This is a genomic window from Chitinophaga sp. NPDC101104 (genome assembly GCF_050277495.1).
Classification (GTDB): Bacteria; Bacteroidota; Bacteroidia; order Chitinophagales; family Chitinophagaceae; genus Chitinophaga.
Genome location: NZ_JBNNSF010000001.1, coordinates 2378691 through 2394943 on the forward strand (window position 1 = coordinate 2378691; position 16253 = coordinate 2394943).

10 protein-coding genes are annotated in these 16253 nt (G+C 57.4%); 7 read left to right on the forward strand and 3 right to left on the reverse strand.

Translation table 11 applies throughout. The annotated features are described in order from the left end of the window. Positions 1-37: 37 nt before the first annotated feature. Positions 38-3628, reverse strand: a complete 3591-nt coding sequence (locus tag ACQKLP_RS09480) for a M43 family zinc metalloprotease (protein ID WP_427322288.1) — start codon at positions 3626-3628, stop codon at positions 38-40. A gap of 294 nt (positions 3629-3922) precedes the next feature. Between ACQKLP_RS09480 and ACQKLP_RS09485 the strand changes: the two genes are divergently transcribed. Genes ACQKLP_RS09485 through ACQKLP_RS09500 form a run of 4 tightly spaced genes read left to right on the forward strand, consistent with a single transcriptional unit; the run spans position 3923 to position 7987 of the window. Continuing rightward, entirely contained in the window at positions 3923-4816 is an 894-nt protein-coding gene (locus tag ACQKLP_RS09485) for an aldo/keto reductase (RefSeq protein ID WP_427322290.1), read from the forward strand. Then, positions 4813-5985, forward strand: a complete 1173-nt coding sequence (locus tag ACQKLP_RS09490; protein WP_427322292.1) for a mandelate racemase/muconate lactonizing enzyme family protein — start codon at positions 4813-4815, stop codon at positions 5983-5985. Before ACQKLP_RS09485 ends, ACQKLP_RS09490 begins: the two co-directional genes overlap by 4 nt. A 19-nt stretch (positions 5986-6004) precedes the next feature. Then, entirely contained in the window at positions 6005-7567 is a 1563-nt protein-coding gene (locus tag ACQKLP_RS09495; RefSeq protein ID WP_427322294.1) for a sodium:solute symporter family transporter, read from the forward strand. Positions 7568-7582: 15 nt separating this feature from the next. After that, positions 7583-7987, forward strand: coding sequence for an L-rhamnose mutarotase (locus ACQKLP_RS09500; protein WP_427322296.1), 405 nt, complete (start codon positions 7583-7585; stop codon positions 7985-7987). Here ACQKLP_RS09500 and ACQKLP_RS09505 read toward each other — a convergent pair whose 3' ends face one another. After that, positions 7988-8860 (reverse strand): AraC family transcriptional regulator, encoded by an 873-nt coding sequence (locus tag ACQKLP_RS09505; RefSeq protein WP_341838797.1) that lies wholly within the window; start codon positions 8858-8860, stop codon positions 7988-7990. It lies immediately after the preceding gene. A gap of 478 nt (positions 8861-9338) precedes the next feature. Here ACQKLP_RS09505 and ACQKLP_RS09510 point away from each other — a divergent pair, with 478 nt between their 5' ends. Beyond that, positions 9339-11660, forward strand: coding sequence for a hypothetical protein (locus tag ACQKLP_RS09510; RefSeq protein ID WP_427322299.1), 2322 nt, complete (start codon positions 9339-9341; stop codon positions 11658-11660). Between the two features lie 12 nt (positions 11661-11672). Further along, on the forward strand, positions 11673-14330 hold the full coding sequence (locus tag ACQKLP_RS09515; protein ID WP_427322301.1) for a hypothetical protein: 2658 nt from the start codon (positions 11673-11675) through the stop codon (positions 14328-14330). 57 nt (positions 14331-14387) lie between these two features. Here the strand turns inward: ACQKLP_RS09515 and ACQKLP_RS09520 are convergent, their stop codons facing one another. After that, positions 14388-14846: an Lrp/AsnC family transcriptional regulator gene (locus ACQKLP_RS09520; protein WP_427322303.1), complete on the reverse strand. Its 459-nt coding sequence runs from the start codon at positions 14844-14846 to the stop codon at positions 14388-14390. Positions 14847-15003: 157 nt separating this feature from the next. On the opposite strand from ACQKLP_RS09520, the gene ACQKLP_RS09525 reads away from it, so the two are divergent. Then, a complete protein-coding gene (locus ACQKLP_RS09525) occupies positions 15004-16251 on the forward strand; it encodes a cystathionine gamma-synthase family protein (RefSeq protein ID WP_427322305.1) in 1248 nt (415 codons plus the stop codon). Positions 16252-16253: the final 2 nt, after the last annotated feature.

The following is a 16253-nucleotide window of genomic DNA, read 5'->3' on the forward strand; positions in this document are numbered from 1 at the left end:
CGATCACCGGCTTTTTTTATTGGCCATGCAATGAAAGTTACCGGATAAGCGTCACCGTTCCCGTGAAGGTTTCGATGCGATCGTCGTCCAGCAGCACCCGGACGAAATAAACATAAGTGGTGGCACTGGCCGGGCCTTTGATCCCGGCGCCGTCCCAACCGAATTGCCGGTCGTTGGCCGGGATGTTATGTCTTTCGAAGAACGATCTGCCCCATCGGTCGTAAATGATGAAATCCTTTACGGTTTTGATGTTCAGGCTGCCGATCACGTAAAATACATCGTTCACCCCGTCTTTGTTGGGCGAGAAGGCGGTCGGCATTTCGACGGTTTTGCGGATGAAGGTTTTGAGGTCGAAAACGGCGGTGGATGTACAGAAAAACTCATTGGTGGCCGTAACGCGGTATTGCATGGAAGAGCCGGTGCGGTTGACGATGGGCTGTTCGCATGTTGTGCAGGACAGTCCCAGTGCGGGCTCCCACTGCCAGTTGCGTGCCGGGCCGCCGGTGAGCAAGGGCTGCAGGCGAAGCGGGCCAGCCGGCCGGGGCGAAATAAGTGAGCCTGGTTCCGGGAATCTGACGATAAATGGCAGGGGAGTCGCAGTATGTTCATTATTGGTAATATCCGATTCGATGAGCGGAATTGCCGCACTTTGTCCAGGATCGTTCACCCGCGCCACCACTTCGCCGGAAGCCGGTGTTGGAACGATGAACTGCGCGATCACGCAATTGGCGGTTTGGGACGCGGGAACGAAAGTGGTGGCCAATGCGCGGGTGGTCGGGCCATCATAAAACGTAACCGGGATGCCGCCGTACACCACATCGTACCCGTTTTGCATGCACACCTGGAACTTCACGTAGGTGCGGTTGTTGTCGTAACATTTGACGTCGCGGATGTTGATGGTGAGATCTGCCGGGAATTGCTGCGACTTCGCAGTGGCGGATGTGGTACAGCCGAACCGGTTCGTGAGCACCAGTTTCACGACAGACGTGTCCAGCACCCTGATATCCGGCGCCGGACAGGTTTTGCAGCTCAGTTCAGAACTTCCTTTATCGATACTCCAGCGGTAGCTTGCCGGTGTGAAATGATCCGTAGTGAAACGTAAGGGATAGCTGTGTTTGCGGATAACGGTCGTGTCTCCGGGATAAACCGTAGCGACCGGTCCGTAGTGCTGCGCAGAATGAAGGTTATTGGCAGGCCCCGTTTCCGCAACGGAGCTGGCAGGGTTCACGATCGCGAAGAGCTTGCCCGTGGCCGTTCCCGAGATTGTCCGGTCGAAAGTTTCGCAGGCGCCGCCGCTGAACCGGCCGGTCTGGAAAGCAGTCCCCAATTGACGGGCCCCCGGCTGCGCCGGGTCCCCGTCATAAAACACGACTTCCAGGCCCGGGGGAATATTTCCTTTCGCGTACTGGTTGCAGATCGTGAAATCCACATGCACCTGGCCGCCTGCAGCGCATTCCGAGCCATCGATCTTCACCGTATAATCGTCCACGATAGGGAGGTTGACGGTAACGGTGGCCGTATCGTAACATTTGTACTTGCTTTCCGCAATGAAGGTTTTAACGAGTTGCGTCCCTTTCCGGTAAGGCGCGGTAAATACCGGCCCGATGCAATCGCTGCAACTGAGGTAATCGGGAAGCTCCCATTTCCCTGCGGCAATATCGCCGCCGCGGCTGGGCTCCGGGGAAAATGTCACCTGCTCGCCAGGCTGCAACGTGAATTCATCGGTCGCGATCTTCACCCTGAACCGGAAGTTTTTGGTAAAATTGAAATTGTTGCCGTAGTTGGATTCATCGATCCCGGTATTGGGGAACGTCAGCGGCACGATGCTGCCCGTATCGTTGAGCACCGCCACTACCGTGTCGAAATCGGAACGTCCCGCGGCGATGATCGTCGTTTCGAGATAGGAGGGGCATTTGCCTTTCAGTGCGTAGGGGATGAGGTATGGGCTCCCCAGCAGCCGGGCCCCCGGCAGGCGAGGGTCGCGGTCGTAGAAAGAGACGGGCGTTTTCGCCGGGATTTCCTTGTAGCCGAAGTTGTAGAAATACAGGGACACGCGGATTTTATCCTTGTCGTAACAGTCCACCGAGCGGACGTAAATGGCGCCATCGGCCGTGGGGTCGTCCACCGTAAAAGTGAACGCGTTCGTAGTGTCGGTACAACTGCCATCGGTAGCTTCCAGCCGTACGGTGTAGGTGCCGGGCACTTTGAAAATATACCGGAGGTCTTTATCCGTGCTCACGGCCTGTTCCATCATCCCCTTATCATTCCGCATCAGCCACCGGAAAGCCGTCGCGTTTTCGGAGCGGTTGGTGAAAAGGATGCTGTCCAATTCCACATTTTCCTTCGAGGCGATTTTTCTTTTATCCGGGTAGAACCGCGCCACCACACCGCAGCTCACCTGCACCGTTTGATGGAATGTCGCGAAACATCCGGCGGTAGCGGTGTATGCGCGCAGCGCCACGTGGTAGTTTTGTTTTTTATCTGTGAGCAGGCTGAAATCCGTCGTAGTAGCTTCGAGCTGGCCGTTCACCCACCATTCGTACCGCACTGCGCCGGTGGAAGTATTGGTGAATTGAACGGTGTTCCCCGTCACCGGGAAATCGATATCCCGCGTAAATCCCGCCGACACCGCGTCTGCACAGGGCTCGCTGCACAAGGTGCTGCCGGTCATCCCGGGAAGCGATGTGGCAATGAAGTTGCGCATCCTTTCCGCTTGTCCTTCCGTGAAAGAAGAAACACAGCCGCTGCCGCCGCCGTAATCCATGAAGTTGTCCGGAAGGTCGGGCACGTCTGTCGTGAAGCCGGAAAGCGTATCGGTGTGACAGCTATTCTCCGGATCGCTGCAGGCGAAACCGCCGTTGATGGATTTGTCCGGCGGCGTATCGCACACCATATCGCCATCCGTTGCACAATCGTTATTCTTGCAGTCCATCGCCGCGAAAGTGTGCAGTAAACTGAGGTAATGCCCCATTTCGTGGGCTAGTACGCCCACGCCGAGGCCCGCCACTACGATATCTCCGCCTGCGCTCGCATAGCCGCCCATTTTCAGCCGCCGCCATTTCCCGCATTCGAAGTTTTGCATGAATTCGGACTTGATGTCTTCCACCACCCAGATATTAATGTACCGGCTGCCGTCCCAGCGCCCCATGGCGGTAACGTCGCCGCCTTCCATATCGGCGTCGAAATCGCCCAGGTAGGTTTTGGCGCGGAGGATGCCGGTGGTTTTACCGCCGTCGGGATCGGTTTTGGCGAGGCAGAACTGAATGCGCGTGTTGGTCCTGGCCCCGGCGAAAGCGCCCGTTTGGCCGTAGGCGTCGTTCAGTTGCTGCAGCGCCGCCGCCACATCGGCGTCGGTTATGGACGCGGGGTCGGCGTTGAGGATATGAAAAACGACGGGCAGCACATAATCCGTTGCGGCTTTGCTTTGCGCGCCAGCCGGGAATTGGCGGATGCGTTGGTTCATGCCCGTTTCGCGGGACCGGAAAGCGGGATTGTCGCGCAGTTTGGCCAGGAGGATGTCTGATCCGCAGGTGAAGGCCGGTTGTGCCGATTGTGCGTGTAAAGTGGTGATGCCGGATAAAAACAGGAGACCGGTGAACAGGGTCTTCCGGATCGAAAATTTGCTCATAGGACGTTGTGCTTCAAATAGTACGGTTAAATTGCTTACAATAAAGAGTCTCAATAAAGTGTGCTCATGCCTTGTTCACTGATCTGTGTTTCGCCGGGGCAAGTTAGGGATTCTTTATGGTTTTCGGGACAGGTTTTCAGGAGGATAGCGGTCCCCGCGTGCAACATTCGATTGCAAATTCCGGTGGCGGCTCCGTCAAAAAAACATGTAAATTGGTCAAAATGCATCTGGCGGTGTTGGCGGCTGCGGGGGTACATTTGGAGGGACTGATAACGCATGAAAAAAATTCCCGGGATGATATTTGAAAGGTTAATACTTGGCACTGCCGGCATCGGCGGCATCTGGGGACCGGTGGAGCCGGCGGCTTCCGTGGAAACCGTGCTGCTCGCGATGGAACTGGGAATCGGGTCGATAGATACCGCTCCCGCCTACGCGCAGGCCGAACGGTTCGTCGGCGAAGCGCTCCGGCAATGGCGGCGCCCGCTGCCGGCCATCAGCTCCAAGGTTGGCCGGCTCCCGGGGGCCACGGCGTACGACGGGCATTACGATTACAGCCGCGACGCCATGTTCCGCAGCGCTGCCGCTTCGCTGGAAACACTGGGTATCCCGGAGCTGGACGTGCTCTTCCTCCACGATCCCGCACAAATCCCGCAAAACGATTTCGAAAGGGTAGTGGAAATAATGGTGGAACTGAAAGACCGCGGATACGCCCGCCAGATCGGCATCGGCGGCAACCCGCCCCTGTACGCCTGGCCATGGCTGGTAGACGATACCTTCAGCGTGCTGATGGAATACAACCGCCTCAACGCCTGCCACACCCCGGCGCTGGAAACCTCCATGCCCGCGGCCCTCGCTGCCGGCAAACGTTATTATGCCGCCAGTCCGCTGAACATGGGCGCCCTCGGCCGTCCGTTCGCCGAATTCTCCCGCAATCCTCCCGCATGGCTGCCGGAAAGCGACATCGCCGCCGCCCGGAGCCTCCACCAGCTGGCCGAAAGCGAAGGGCTCGCACTGCGCGCCATGGCACATCGCTTCCTGCTGTCGTTTCCACCGGAATTCAACATCGTCATCGGCCCGTCTAACCCGGAAGAACTGCGGGCTACCCTCGGCGATTTCACCGCCGGGCCGTTACCAGCCCCGCTATTCCAGAAAATTCTACAATCGAGCAAGGAGAAATCACTGACATGAACACGATCAACGACCAGATTTTCAATATTACCCGCGTAAAAGTTACCGTGCTGGAGCCCGTGCCGGCGGTTACACCCTTCCAGGACGCTACCATGGGCCCTTTCCTCACGTTCGGCCTCGCCGTGATCTCGCTGGAAGACGAGCACGGCATCGTGGGCGAGGCGCCCGTTTTCAGCAGCTACACCAATATCCTGGAGTCCTGCTTCCTGCCGATCCTGCTGCACGGGGGAGGCATTCCCTACGAAGAATTATATCACAAGCTATATTGGTCGATACGCAACGAAGGGTTCCGCGGCGCCGCGGCTGCCATGCTGGGTCAAATCGATTTTGCACTGCACGACCTCGCCGCAAGGCGCGCCGGCCGGCCATTGCACCGCTATCTCGGCGCGGAAAAAGACCACGTGAAGATCTACGGCAGCGGCGGCGGCACCAACTACACCTACGCCCAGCTGGAAACGGAGGTCAATTACTTCCTCGGGAAAGGCGTGGATTGCTATAAAATGAAGATCGGCAAGGATTTCGGCGGTCGGCCGCAGGAAGACGCGGAGCGCGTCCGGTTCGTGCGCAGCCTGCTGGGGCCCGATGTGCAATTGGCCGTAGACGTCAACCAGGTCTGGCAGGCAGACCAGGCCCTCCGTTTCCTCGAGGAAACCGCCGCCTGCAACATCGCCTGGATCGAAGAACCGGTGCACTCCGCCGGTATGGAGCACATCCATCGCGTATGCGCAGGCTCGCCGGTGAAAGTCGCTTTCGGTGAATCGGAACGCACCTCGCGGATGTTCCCCACGCTGCTGAAGGCCGGCGTCAGACACCTCCAGCCCGTGCCCACCCAGATCGGCGGCGTGCGCGAATGGGCGGAAGTGCGGGACATGGCCATGCGCAACGGGGCCGACTTTTCCTCCGGCGGATATTCATTGTACACGGCTGGCCTCATGGCCACGGCGCCCGATTCCTGCCGCGTGGAATACCTGTACCCCATCATGTCGGGACTGGAGAAATATTTCAGCGTCCGGCCGGAATGGCGTCACGGAGGCTGGTCGCTCCCGGATATCGAAGGGTCGCCGGTGCGCATCGATTGGGATTATTGGGCACGCGCTGGAAAAATCACCCGTTCCGTAATTTGGGACGCGGCAGATATGGCCGCCTACCGACCGAATGTCATTCTATAAATCATAAAATGGGAAATATTTGAAAATCACCCTGGCATCTTCCGATTATGCAGTGCTGCTGCTGTACGTAGTTGCACTGCTGGCCACCGGTTTTTACCTGAACAGCCGGAACAAGGCTGCCGGCAAGGACATTTTCCTTGGCGGCCGGTCGCTGTCGTGGTGGCAGATCGGTTTTTCGCTGTTCAGCGCCAATGCCGGCCCGTCTATGCTGGTGGGCTTCGCGAGCATCGGTTTCACGCAGGGGATGGTGGGCAGCAACTTCGAATGGCTGGCATGGTTCTTCATCTTCCTCATGTCGATGTTCTTCCTGCCGCATTACATTTCCACGAAAGTCTATACCATGCCGCAATTCCTGCTGGCAAGGTTCGGGAAGCCTTCGTACAATTTCCTCGTGGGGTACAGTCTCATTTCCATTTTGATCGTCTGGCTGGGATGCGCGCTGTATGCCGGCGGACTGATCATCTCGCAGATTTTCGACATCCCGCTTATGCAGGCCGTGGCCGTGGTGGCGCTCATTGCAGCGAGTTTTACGGCGGTGGGTGGCTTGAAGGCGGTGGTGCGGACGGGGATTTTCCAGTCGGCGATCATTATCCTGTCTTCCATCATCCTCGTTTACCTCGCGCTGCGCAAGGCCGGGGGCGTGCAGGCGCTCGTGGATGCCGCGCCGGGAAGTTACTGGCAGTTGTTCCGCCCCGCGTCTGACCCGGAATATTCCTGGGTGGCGATGGTGCTGGGGTACCCGGTTGTCGGGATTTATTACTGGTGTACCGACCAGACGATCGTGCAGAAGGTGCTGGCAGGCAAGAGCATGAAGGAAGGCCAGTATGGCGCCATTTTCATTTCCGCGCTGAAAATCCTCATGCCGTTCATTTTTATTTTTCCGGGGATCATCTGTTACGTGTTGTATAAAGACATTGCGCAGCCCGACAATGCCTATATTACGCTGGTGAGCCGGGTGATGCCGCATGGGTTCCTGGGCCTGTGCATCGCCGCGCTCATCGCGGCTTTGATCGATACGGTGTCGTCGGGCCTCAACTCGTTCAGCACTGTGCTGACGCTCGACGTGCTGGCCCGTTTCCGGGAGATGGACGAAACGGCGAAGCGCGCTACCGGTCGGTGGGCCACGTTGCTGGCGGCCGTGCTGGCGGTAGGCGTGGCCTGGGTCTTTTCCCGTTCGGGGAAAGGGTTTTTCGAATTGAGCCAGGGCATGGTATCGATCCTGGCGCCGCCGTTGTCGGTCGTTTTCGTGGGCGGCATCGCCTGGAAAAGGGTGAACCGCCAGGCCGCGGAAACCGTGTTGTACGGCGGCGGAATGGTTTGCCTGGTGGTGGGCGTCTGTCATGTGCTGAGCTTTCCGTCGAAGGAATTCTGGCCGCATTTCATGTTGCTGTCTTTTTATCTTTTCGTGGCCATGTCGGTAGTTTTGGTGGCGGTTACGCTGATGACGAAACCTCCGGCCGTGCAGGCCCTGCCGTCGCTTTCGGAATCGTGGCGCCGGGGAGGCCGCACCAGTATGGGCGTGTGGGTGTCGTGGGGATTACTGGCCGCCGTGATGATCGCTATTTACCTGTATTTCGCCTGATCTAAAAATATTTTTATGCGTTGGATGATCGTATTGTTTTCCGTTATTGTTTTTGCCGCCTGCGGAACGAAGGAGCGCCTGGAGGAGAAGGTCTTCGTGGTCAACATCGCGCCCGGCGCCGATTCGCTGCGGCAATACCTCCATTACCATGAAGCCGTGTGGCCGGAAGTGGAGCAGGGGTTTAAGAAAGCGGGTTACCGCCGGATCCGCATGTTCCGCAGCCAGCATACCCTGGTGATGGTGATCACCGTGCCGGAGGGCGCCGATCTCGGCGAAATGGGAAAGAAAGCGGAAGCATCCGACCCGCGCTGCGCGGAATGGAACCGGCTGATGGCGGGCTACCAGCGCGGTGTGGAAGGCTCCCTGCCCGGGCAGACCTGGACGGAAGCATCGCCTTTCTATGATTTTGAGAACAAATGATCAGCGGCCGGCGGAAGTGTCGTATTGCCGCATGAAATCCCGCGGCGAGAGGCCCTTCACTTCCTTGAAATGCTTGTTGAAATTGGATAGATTGTTATACCCGCTCATGTAACAGGCCTCCGTTACATTGTGCTTCTTTTCCAGCAGCAGCTTGGCCGCATGGCCAATCCGCACTTCCTTCACGAAATCGATCAGCGTACGGTTGGTCCGCGCCTTGAAATACCGGCAGAACGCCGCGGGCGACAATGGTAAAATATCGGCCACCGCCTTCAGCGAAATCTCTTCCCTGAAATGCTGGAAAATATAATCGAACACTTTATTGATCTTTTGCGCCTCGCCCGACGACGCCACGGAATTGTAGAACGGGGAAGATAATACCCGCGCCTGGTCCGCATTGGCCAGCGTGTCCAGCAAACTGAGCATGAGCGCCACGCGCGCCATCCCGGTGGAAAACAGCATCTGCTGCATGATAAGCTTGGCCGTCTGGATGGTATAGCCCGAGAACGAAATCCCTTTCGCCGCGCGCGCAAACAACTCGTTGAGCTGCTTCGATTCGGGCTTCTCCAGGAACTGCTGCCCGAGGAAATCGGGAAAGAAATGGATCACCGTTGCCTGTGGCGGGATCATGGGGTCGAGCGTGGTGTAATATTGCCAGCAATGCGGCAGGTAACTCCCCAGCAACACGAGCTCCGTTCCCTCGAAATCTTCGATATGATCGCCGATGAAACGCTTGCCGCTGCAGTTCTCCAGCAACGCGATCTCGAAGTTGACATGCGACTTCAGCGCGGTATACTTTTTTATTTCCAGTATCTCCGACCGTACGGTAAACGACTGGTCGGGCGGAAAAGTGAAATTCTCATAAATGTATTGCATAAGTACCGGTCCTGGAATGTTTCACTGTTGGTTTGTGGAATGTATCTTATTCAAATATACTGATTTGGACTGGTTTTACAGCAGATTAAATGTCTAACCGACAATTTAACGGCCCCTGCAAAAAAAGCATAGTTAAAAGTCAAATTTAGGGTGGTGGGGCGGACGGCAGAATCGGAATTTTATACCATCGCCTGGATATAGGATCACTTTGCCACGAGAAAAGCTGTCGGTAATTCACCAATCACATAGAGATCAATTGCTGGCTGGCGCGGCGCTGTCGGATGTTTCCGCCGGCGCTTTCGGTCAATACTTGAAATAAGCAGTTTACGCCACGTTTACAGTAAACGTAATCACTTTTTGGTTGAATTAAACTGGTTAAGTCCACCGGGCGCATCAGTCGGTTGCTGACACTGAACGCCCGAAGAAAAACGGTACTGCCGTTCCCGGCGGTATATTATTCACCGATCAACAAGGAATTATGATAAGCAAAGTGAAATGGATGAGTGTTTGGTTGATGGCGGGCTGGACGGCAATTGCCTGTGCGCAGCAGGCAGTGCCGCCCGCCGCCATTGGCCCGATGAACGGCGGGCTGAAGATCAGCCTGCAACAATACGAAGGCACCGTGGTACAGCGATCGTTACCGTTCAGGAACGGGAACGTGCTGGCCGACGGCATCAATGTCTGGCAGCTCGATTGGAAAATGAAACCCGCGGCAGACGGCACGATCGATGTGGCGCTCGGTTGCAGGCTGCTGAAGGGAAAAGCGACGGCCACCGCGCTGGTGGTGGATTTCGTTTTCGGGGACTGGCGGGAAGATAATTACGTGTTGGTGCCGGGCATCGTTTATAACGGTAACCGTTACCGCGCCATCGGCAACGGGTATAGTCCGCAGTACCCGAAAGACATGTATTTCAATCCCGGTGCGCCCTTGACGATCTCCAACAACCCGCGCCTCGCGCTGCCGGGCGAAAGTAACTCGTTCCTGGAGCTGCAATCGACCAACACCGCGGCGCCCGGCATGAGCTTTTATGCGCCCGCAACAGGGCAGAGCTGGTTTGTGCTCATGGAGCAGCAGACCCGGCTCGGCAATAACGGGATATCGATTATAGAAAATCAGCAGCGCGACACCTGCACTTTCCGGATCACGGCCCCCGCCATGCGCACGCGCGCCGCGGGGTTCGGGGATTTCCACGCCAGCGGCGACAAAGCGCCGGATTGGTCGGCCGGCGATGAAGTGGTATTGCGTTTTAAAATATCCGGAAGGAAATCGGACGGGATTCCCGGCCATTTGCGGCATTTCATGGACATCCGGAAATCGGTGACGGGGCCGAATGCGCCGAGAAACCTCGTGCCCATGAGCAAACTGGCGCAATTGGGGACAGACATCTGCCGCGGCAATTTCACGGAAACGAAAGCCGGGAAGTTTTACCTGCCTGAAAACAGCCGGCATTTCCAGCTGGGATGGGTGAGCGGTATGATCAATACTTTCCCCATGCTGGCGCTGAACGATCCGCTGGAAAGAAGCAGGGTAGCGGAAGAACTGGATTTCATCGTGTCGAAGATGCAGGGAAAAAGCGGATATTTTTATGGATTTATTTCGGAGGACGGGAAACTGGGGACGGAAAAAGCCCATCCTGATTTCCCGGAACTCCAGGCCATGGTGCGCAAAAACGGCGACGTATTGTTCTGGCTCATGAAACACCTCCTGTTGCTGAAAGCCCAGGGGCATGGGAGCACCATCAACCCGCAATGGGAAACGGCCGCACAGCGATTGGCCGCCGCTTTCGTAAAAACCTGGAAAGCCCATGGCGAATTCGGGCAATACATCGTCCCGGAAACGGGCGATGTGGCGGTTTTTAATTCGTCTGCCGGCGCCATCGTGCCGGCGGGCCTCGCGCTGGCCGCCGATTACTTCCGCCGGCCGGATTGGCTGGCAGTGGCCGGTGATGCCGCAGGATTTTATTACCGGCGCGACGTGGAACAGCGAGGCTTTAACAGCGGCGCCTGCGGCGATATTTCGCAGGACGCGGATTCCGAAACCGCCTTCGGGTTCATGGAATCGCTCATGGCGATGTACCGGTACACGGGCAAAGCGATCTGGCTGGAGCGCGCCAAAGCACAGGCGGCCCTCTGCGCCTCCTGGACGCTGGCCTATGATCCCGTTTTCCCGCCGGGCAGCGCCATCGCGAAACTGGGCGGCCGGATGGCCGGCGCCGTTTGGGCCAGCAGCCAAAATAAACACGCGGCGCCAGGCGTCTGTACTTCCTCCGCCGATCACCTTTTCAAACTATTCCGCGCCACCGGCGACCGCCACTTCGCCGATCTCCTCCGCGACATCCAGCACGCCCATACCGAAGCCGTGAACATGCCGGGGCACATCACCACCAATTATCTCATCGGCAGCAGCATGGAACGCATCCAGCCCAGCGACGCGGAAGGCGCCGGGGCTATCGGCAATTTCATCCACACCCGCAACTCATGGACGGAAACCAACGGTATTCTCATGGCCATGGAAATCCCCGGGATATATGTGCGCCCCGGTGAAGGTTTGCTGTATGTGTTCGATCATGTGAAAGCGGAAAAGCTGGCGGAAGACAAATCCTCCGTCACCCTGCGCCTCACCAACACAACGCCTTACGACGCCGCCGTCTCAATATTCGCCGAGAACGCCCGCCAGGCACGGACGGCCATGGGATACACGCAATTTATGCAATGGCCGAAAGTATCCGTACCTTCCGGTGGGGCCACGAACGTGAAGATCAACAGCAACGGTAACATACAAATGTTGTCTGATCGGTAATTACGGCAAACGATGCACTATTCCCGAACCATCATCAGCATGAAGAAAAAAATACTATCCATTACCTGCGCGATGCTTTGCATCTGCCAGGCCATCGCCCAGACGCAACCGCCCGCTTCCAAAGTCACGGATGTCTGGATCGTCGTGAAAAGTCATTTCGACCTGGGCTTTACCGACCTGGCGGAAAACGTATTCCACCGCTACCGCACGGAAATGATGGACAATGCACTGAAAGTGATCGGTCAAAACCGCGATCTGCCCGCTTCCCACCGGTTCGTGTGGACCGTTCCGGGATGGCCTTTGCAGGCGCAGATGCTCGGTCCGCAGCAAGACCCGGAGCGGAGGGAGAAGATTGAAAAGGCGGTGAAGGAAGGTTTTATCGCGGTGCATGCCCTTCCTTTCACGACGCATACGGAATCGCAGGACCTGGCCGACATGGTGCATGGCCTTTCGATCGCGGCAAACGTGAGCCGGCAATTCAACCGGCCGTTGCCCATCGCGGCAAAAATGACGGACGTGCCCTCGCACAGCTGGATAATGCCCGTTTTGCTGCAGCATGCCGGCGTTAAATTCCTGCATATCGGCGTCAACCCCGCCAGCCAGTACCCGCGCGTGCCGCAGCTGTTCTGGTGGGAAGGGCCCGATGGCTCGCGCGTCCTTTGCGGGTATACCATCGATTACGGCAGCAGTTTGCTGCCGCCACAAGACTGGCCCTGCCGGAATTACCTGTCTATGATCATGGCCGGCGACAATCACGGCCCGCCATCGCCCGAAGAAGTCGGCAAATGGCGTAAGGAATATGAAGAAAAGATGCCCGGTGTGCGGGTCCACTTCGGTAAGCTCGACGATTTCGCAAAAGCGGTATTGGCCGAAAACCCGCAGGTGCCGGTCGTGAAAGGAGATATGCCCGACACCTGGATCCACGGGCTCATGTCCATGCCGCAGGCCACCAAAACCGCACGTAACCTGCGCCCGCTGGAGCCCGCGCTGGAAAGCATGGATACGCACCTCCGCGCCTGGGGGCTGGCCACCGGCAAATTGCAGGATGCATTGCACAAGGCTTATGAAAACAGTCTCCTGTACAGCGAGCACACCTGGGGCATGAACGCGGAATATGGCCCGCGCCGCCTGTACGGCAACGCGTGGGAACAATGGCTGGCCGACCTGGAAAAAGAGCCCCTTCCCGAAAACGGCGACTATTCGAAACTGCCGCGCGGCAGCAAACGGAAATGGATGCAATCGTATGAAGACCATCGCAATTATGCACGCAACGCCGCGCAGACCGTTACCGCCGAACTGGAAAAACGCCTGGCGCAACTGGCCGGTGCCGTACCATCCAAAGGTAAGAGCATCGTCGTGTACAACGCCCTTCCATGGCGGCGTTCGGGCATGGCGACGATAGACGGGAATGCGGTTTGGGTGGAAGATGTGCCCGCCAATGGCTATAAAACGGTCCCCTATGCGCAGGCGCTTACGCAAAGCCGGAAGGGCAATGCCCGCCTGGAAACGCGGTATTTCATCGCTTCGTTCGACCTGGAAAAGGGCGGTATCCGTTCCCTCATCGATAAAGCTTCGGGAAAGGAAATGATAGACACCGCGTCGGGGTACGTGGCAGGGCAGTTCCTCCACGAAAGGTTCAGCAGCCACGAAGTGTACGACCGGTTTTTTAATCAGTATTCCCGCATCAAGACGGGCTGGGGCCTGAACGATATCGGCAAGCCCGGAATGCCCGATTCGGCGCAGGTGCCGTACAAAGCCACGACCATCTCCGGCTGGGAACTGGCGCAGGAGGAGTCGCCTGTGGAAGACCGCATCGTGCTGACCGCTGCAGACGGCAAGGGACTGGCGAAGGGATATGCGATCACTTTTACTTTTCCCCGCAACCGTCCGTATATCGATATTGAATGGCAGGTGAAGGATAAAACGCCCGACAAGCATCCGGAAGGCGGCTGGCTGTGCTTTCCGTTCCTGATCCGGCAGCCGGAATTTTTGGTGGGGAGATTGGGAGCGCCCATCCGTCCGGATACAGACATCATTCCCGGTACCAACCGTCATCTGCTGGCGGTGACCACGGGTGTGGAGGTCCGTGGAGATGGCGTGGGCGCAGGCATTTGCCCCATCGATGCGCCGCTGGTTTCGATCGGTGAGCCGGGGCTTTGGCGGTGGACGATGGACGCGGTGCCCGAGAAACCATACGTTTTCGTGAACCTCTATAACAACATGTGGAACACGAATTTTCCGTTATGGCAGGATGGGAGCTGGAGCGAGCGGGTGCGCATCTGGCCCGTATCCGCGAACGAACAGCCGGCGGCAAACCTGGCCGTTCAGTCCTGGGAAGCCCGGTTGCCGCTCCTGGCCGCTGTTGCAGGCAATCAGCAAGGCGCGCTGCCGGCCACGAAAGAAGGATTGTGGCTTTCCCGCAAAGGCACGCTCGTTACCGCGTTCGGGCCAGACGCCAACGGGCACAACGGCACACTGCTCTCCGTTTGGGAACAGGCGGGATTATCGGGGATGATTACGGTCCATTTGCCGGAAGGGAAAACCTGGACGAAAGCCATCCCGGTAGATCTGAGGGGAGAAAAATTGACGCAGAATGCGATAACGGTAAAAGCGCGGCGGTTTTCTTTCAACCTGAACAAATATGCGCCGGCCAGTTTTATTTTGCAATAAGCCGGTACTGAAGATACGCACCCTCCGAATGCCGGGGGGTGTTTTTTTAGCGGGGTATTACAGCGTGTAGGCGAGCTCGTCTTTCACTTCCGCCATCACGAAACTGCTCTGCACCGTGAGCACATTGGGTAATTTGGCGAGTTTTTCGGTGATGAATTTGTGATACGCGTTCATGTCGGCCACCACGATCTTCAGGTGGTAATCGTAGGTGCCGGTCATATGGTGGCAGGACATGACCTCCTCGAACCGGGAAACGGATTGCTGGAAAGCATGCAGCAATTCTTCGGCATGCTCTTTCAGTTGCACACTGGTGAATGCCATGAGGGAACGGTTGATGAGATGCCTGTCTACGATCGCCATATATTTTTTGATGTATCCGCTTTCTTCCAGTTTCTTCCTGCGCAGCAGCACGGGCGTTACGGATTTGCCGAGTTTGTCTGCCAGCTCTTTGTTGCTGAGCCGGGCGTCGTGTTGCAGGAGCGCGAGTAACCGCAGGTCGGTTTTGTCTAATTGCATGATGCAGGAAGTTGAAAATTGCTTTGGATGGGCCAAAAATAGTCAAAAAGACTATTTCGCCGTCCGCAGCGCCGCTATTTAGCGATTTTATACTGCCGCACCCGCTGCATCTTGTTTTCCCATCCGCCAACAGCCAGCTTTGCAGGAAAACGACCCGATGATCAAATCTCCCGAAACCGCTATGATGGGGCATGGCTACAAACCCGAGCTCAGTGAAGGCGCCGTAAAGCCGCCGGTATTCCTCACCTCCACGTTCGTGTTCCGCACGGCCGAAGAAGGCAAGGATTTCTTTACCATGGCGCACGGCCATACGCCCACGCAGGAACGGGAAATGGGCCTCATCTACAGCCGGATCAACAATCCCAACATAGAAATCCTGGAAGAGCGCATCCGGCTGTGGGACGGCGGAGCAGACGCGGCCGCCTTTTCCAGCGGCATGAGCGCCATTTCCACCACCATGATGGCCTTCCTCAAACCGGGCGATTTCATCCTTTTCAGCAATCCCCTCTATGGCGGCACCCATAAATTCATCCAGCATTTTCTCAAAGAACGGGGGATCGGCACGATCGGTTTCAGCGCGGGCGACAGCTTTGAAAGCATCACTGGCCAGGTGGAAGCGGCCGGCGCCGCCGGGAAACTGAAAATGATATTCGTGGAAACGCCCGCCAACCCCACGGGTGAAGTGATCGACGTCAGGATGTGCAGCGATTTGGCCAAACGTTTTTCGACGGAAGAAAAGCCGGTGCTGCTGGCGGTCGATAACACCTACATGGGGCCGTTATGGTCGCGCCCGCTGCAGTTCGGGGCAGACATCGTGCTGTATTCCGCCACCAAGTACATCGGCGGCCACAGCGACGTGATCGCCGGGGCTGCGGTGGGCAGTACATCCATCATCCAGTCCATCAAAGCGGCCAGAACGTTCTTCGGCACCATCATCGATCCCCACCCGGCCTGGATGCTCCTGCGCAGCCTGGAAACCCTCAAGCTCCGGATGGACGCCGCCGCGCAAAATGCTGCCCACATCGCCGCGTTCCTGCAAAATTGCCCGGGCGTGGAAAAAGTCTACTATCCCGGATTGCGGACGGGGATGTCTGAAAGGCAGCGGCAGATCTATGCGGAACAATACACCAGTTTCGGCGCCATGGTCAGCTTCGACGTAGCGGGCGGGGAGCCGGCGGCATTCCGCTTCCTCAACGCGTTGCGGCACATCAAACTAGCCGTGAGCCTGGGCGGTACGGAAAGCCTCGCGCAGCACCCCTGGTCCATGACGCATTCGGGCGTGCCGGAATCGGAAAAACTGCGATACGGAATTACGGAGGGAATGGTGCGGCTGAGCGTCGGGATCGAGCACCACGAAGATTTGGTCCGCGACATGGAACAGGCGCTGCAGGCAGCAGGACTGTAAAC

What these genes read in the sequence shown, in the direction of transcription:
- ACQKLP_RS09480 (WP_427322288.1), bottom strand. Translation starts at nt 3,628, where the DNA reads ATGAGCAAATTTTCGATCCGGAAGACCCTGTTCACCGGTCTCCTGTTT.
- ACQKLP_RS09485 (WP_427322290.1), top strand. Translation starts at nt 3,923, where the DNA reads ATGATATTTGAAAGGTTAATACTTGGCACTGCCGGCATCGGCGGCATC.
- ACQKLP_RS09490 (WP_427322292.1), top strand. Translation starts at nt 4,813, where the DNA reads ATGAACACGATCAACGACCAGATTTTCAATATTACCCGCGTAAAAGTT.
- ACQKLP_RS09500 (WP_427322296.1), top strand. Translation starts at nt 7,583, where the DNA reads ATGCGTTGGATGATCGTATTGTTTTCCGTTATTGTTTTTGCCGCCTGC.
- ACQKLP_RS09505 (WP_341838797.1), bottom strand. Translation starts at nt 8,860, where the DNA reads ATGCAATACATTTATGAGAATTTCACTTTTCCGCCCGACCAGTCGTTT.
- ACQKLP_RS09510 (WP_427322299.1), top strand. Translation starts at nt 9,339, where the DNA reads ATGATAAGCAAAGTGAAATGGATGAGTGTTTGGTTGATGGCGGGCTGG.
- ACQKLP_RS09515 (WP_427322301.1), top strand. Translation starts at nt 11,673, where the DNA reads ATGCACTATTCCCGAACCATCATCAGCATGAAGAAAAAAATACTATCC.
- ACQKLP_RS09520 (WP_427322303.1), bottom strand. Translation starts at nt 14,846, where the DNA reads ATGCAATTAGACAAAACCGACCTGCGGTTACTCGCGCTCCTGCAACAC.
- ACQKLP_RS09525 (WP_427322305.1), top strand. Translation starts at nt 15,004, where the DNA reads ATGATCAAATCTCCCGAAACCGCTATGATGGGGCATGGCTACAAACCC.